The 3,500-nt window shown below is 48.6% G+C and carries 4 protein-coding genes; 2 read left to right on the top strand and 2 right to left on the bottom strand.

The features are described from left to right. Positions 1 to 793 (bottom strand): FAD-dependent oxidoreductase (locus Q0R35_RS18235; RefSeq protein ID WP_295621848.1); only part of this gene is annotated, 793 nt, incomplete at its 3' end. A gap of 299 nt (positions 794 to 1,092) precedes the next feature. Beyond that, positions 1,093 to 1,335, bottom strand: coding sequence for a hypothetical protein (locus tag Q0R35_RS18230; protein WP_295621845.1), 243 nt, complete (start codon positions 1,333 to 1,335; stop codon positions 1,093 to 1,095). Positions 1,336 to 1,476: 141 nt separating this feature from the next. Here Q0R35_RS18230 and Q0R35_RS18225 point away from each other — a divergent pair, with 141 nt between their 5' ends. Together Q0R35_RS18225 and brxC are read left to right on the top strand one after the other, a co-directional pair. Further along, positions 1,477 to 1,944, top strand: coding sequence for a DUF1788 domain-containing protein (locus tag Q0R35_RS18225; protein ID WP_295621842.1), 468 nt, complete (start codon positions 1,477 to 1,479; stop codon positions 1,942 to 1,944). A 12-nt stretch (positions 1,945 to 1,956) separates the two neighbouring features. After that, positions 1,957 to 3,500 (top strand): BREX system P-loop protein BrxC (gene brxC, locus Q0R35_RS18220; RefSeq protein ID WP_295621840.1); only part of this gene is annotated, 1,544 nt, incomplete at its 3' end.

Below are 3,500 nucleotides of genomic sequence, written 5' to 3'. Positions count from 1 at the left end.
TCTCGCCCCCAGCCTTTTCTAGTCCATTGACTAGCTTTTGGGCAATTTGACCTACACCACCTTTGGGATAGTTGATACCGCCATAATGTCTGTCCGAAAATACCATCCCCGCATTAATCGTCGGTGTCAGATCGGCAGGTACCACCGACCAAATATAGCACTCGATATCGATAAACTTTAGTACCGCCGGATCTTGGATATATTTCCGCGCGATCTCCCCGACATTCGATGGTAAATACTTGACCAAACCCAGACAAGCCGCCGGGTGTTGAAAAAATACCCGCGTCAGATATCGCAACTCTTCAAGCGATAATAAATCCATCTGATTCAGGCAATTAAATACTTTCCAGCACTCATCATAAAACTGCCTAATCCCCTTGGCTTCATGGGGAAACTTCGCAATCACTTCTTGTAAAAACTGCTCGTAATCTTGGTGAACCTTAATATCTAAACCATTGGGTAAATGATACTGTACCTGCACCCGATCGGGAATCGTTTCGATACTTTCGCCCACCGCCGCCAGCGCGCGAGTCAATAAATTAGTCGTACCTTGCTTCCCAAACCCAAAAATCATCGAAGCACCAACGTCGAATCGATACCCCTCGCGATCGAAATATCCCGCACTTCCACCCGGAATTAAATACCGCTCCAATACCAAAACCTTAGCACCCTTCGCCGCTAACTGAGTCGCCGTCACCAGTCCGCCAATTCCCGAACCAATAATAATCGCGTCGTAAATAATTGGTTGACGGAGCATCTCGTTTTGAGGATCGGTAATTGCACTCACAGTCATAAAAAAATCGTAATTTGAAATTGACTCAATATATCTCAGACACAAGGATCGGCTGTTAGGACATATTCCTAAAAGCCCGACCATGAATATATTTTAACCCAAAGCCCTCAATGAGGCTCGAACTCATGACCTCTTTATTACCAATGAAGCATCAAGAAGAGAGGAACAGTATTGCCAACAGCACAGTGAGATTTGCGAGGAATAACATTTTGATAAGCTTGCCAGAAATCTGTGTAAGCCAACTTACATTCAGTTCTACCGAACATACTATGCTGAATTTAGACTCAAACGCTCTCTATCTAGTGATTCTCGCAGGGTCTTTCGGTGGTAATATAGGATTTCGATCGGGCGATAGTGAGAGCCAAAAATGAGTCAGGAAACGTAAAGGTGGGCGATCGGTTAGCAGAGCATAAACACAATGCTGTAAGCCAGATGCCAGCGGCGGTTTTACCGTTATCGATCGAACTAGGAGCATCTTTCGATCGAGCCGCATTAGCAGTTTTAATCGGTTGGCAGCCCAGAGATCCGATCGCTTGTTTCACTAGATCGACCGATTGCGGCTCTCAGGAGCGATTTGCAAGAAGCTAGCGGCGCATCGTCGATGCGACAAGACAGCGGCCCGAAAATAAGCACGATGCGAAATTATCGGTTTGCCATTTTAGTCTACGATCCAACCAAAGAATTTGAGCGACGATTTAAAAGGCGGTGGTTGGAATGTCCGATCGATTTCGCTCCATCAACTGCTGTTAAATCGGATTAAGGCTGAAGATCCTCAATTAATCGAGAGCATAATGCGGATGGAACACCGTCTTTACGAGCGCGATCGGGGTCGAGCGTTGAATCATCTCAAAGATAAGCTGTCGCACTATATTGATGGCGTGGATGGGATTGCTAAAGATGTTGTAAATTTAATCGATGAGTTTGCAAATGAGAATCCCTTGGTGGCAAACCGCACCCTGGTTTTATTGGCGCGGACAGGGGCACTTTATCCCTTTTTTCGATCGTCAGCATTGCTCAAACTCATCGATGGGAAAATGCGGAATTTGCCTGTGGTTTTACTCTATCCTGGCAAGCGACAAGACCTAAATGCCCTGTCGTTTATGGGTGAGTTGTCGGCTGACCGTGATTATCGCCCGCGCATTTATTCATGATGGAGAACTTCGATGCAGATTAAGGATGTGTTTGCCAATGATGTGACGCGCGATATCGCGCCAGTGATTTACTTCCACGAGCAAGATCCGGCAAAGGTGACGGCGGAAGTTTCCGAGTACATTGTCACGGGTGGATATCCTGACACAGATCCCCGCAAAAAGATTGGGATTCACGAACAGTTTGTCAAATTGTTGGGCGGTTTAGCAGCGGAACTGCAAAAACCTGGCGGGGTAGAATTACCCGCCGCCTGGATCTCTGGATTTTACGGTTCGGGGAAATCTAGCTTTGCCAAGCTGCTGGGATTAGCTCTGGATGGCTTGATTTTGCCCGATGGACAGGCGATCGCCGAAGTTTTGCTCAAACGGGATGAATCGGCTAAATCCAGCGAGTTTAGGGCGGCTTGGGCGCAGGTTCGGAGTCTGGTACAGCCGATCGCTGTCATCTTTGATATTGGTGCGGTGGCACGGGACGACGAACAGATTCATTCAGCGGTGAAGCGGCAAATCCAGCGGCGGCTGGGCTATTGCAGTACCAATAATTATGTGGCAGATTATGAGCTGAACCTCGAACTTGAAGGTCTGTGGTCGGAGTTTGAAGCTAGTGCCCAGCGGTTGCTCGGTCGGGCTTGGGCTGACGCGAAAGATAGTCGGATGGCGGAGGAAGAATTTTCCCAGGTGATGCACGCGATGAATCCAATTCGGTACACCGATCCGTTGAGTTGGTTTGAGAGCCGTGCGGGGGCGAATACGGGTGAGGGATCTTCGGTCGATGAAACGATTAAAGCGATCGCCGAAATGCTGCGGTTGCGGGCTGTGGGCAAGACATTGTTTGTGGTAGTCGATGAGGTCAGTCAATATATCTATCAAGACAACACGCGGATGTTGAAGCTTCAGTCTTTTGTCTCGGCTTTGGGGCAGAAGCTCAAAGGGCAAGTTTGGCTGCTGGCAACGGGTCAACAACAGTTGGAGGATAGTGACGACGAAAGCAGTATTGGTAAGCTCAAGGATCGATTCCCGCCTAAGTTGCGGGTGCATTTGGCACCGACGAATATTCGGGATGTGGTGCATAAACGCTTGCTCAAGAAATTGCCGACGCAGGAAGGGGAACTGCGATCGATCTTTGGGCAGTATCGCAGCGATCTCAAGCTGTATGGCTATCAGTGTCAGACGATTTCCGAAGAAGATTTCGTGGAAGTCTATCCGATGCTGCCGGGATATGTCGATCTGCTGATGCAAATTACGTCGAATTTACGCTTACGATCGAGTCGAGCCAAGGGTGACGACCATGCTATTCGCGGGCTGTTGCAGCTTTTAGGCGACCTGTTCCGCGAGCGGAAGCTGGGCGCAAGACCTTTGGGAGATTTGATTACCTTAGAAGACATTTTCGAGGTACAGCAGTCATCCCTTGACAATGATATGCAAACTACCTTGACGCGGATCTTTAGTCAGGATGAAGTAGTGCAGGACGCGCTCTTGGGGCGAGTGGCGAAGATTGTCTCGTTGCTGGAGCTGATTCAAGAACAAGAGCCGACAACGGTGGCACTAGTGAGTCAATG

This window comes from Chamaesiphon sp. GL140_3_metabinner_50, from assembly GCF_025361915.1.
Lineage (GTDB): Bacteria > Cyanobacteriota > Cyanobacteriia > Cyanobacteriales > Chamaesiphonaceae > Chamaesiphon.
Note: the sequence above shows the minus strand (reverse complement) of the source record. Positions and strands in the feature narration are given on the sequence as shown.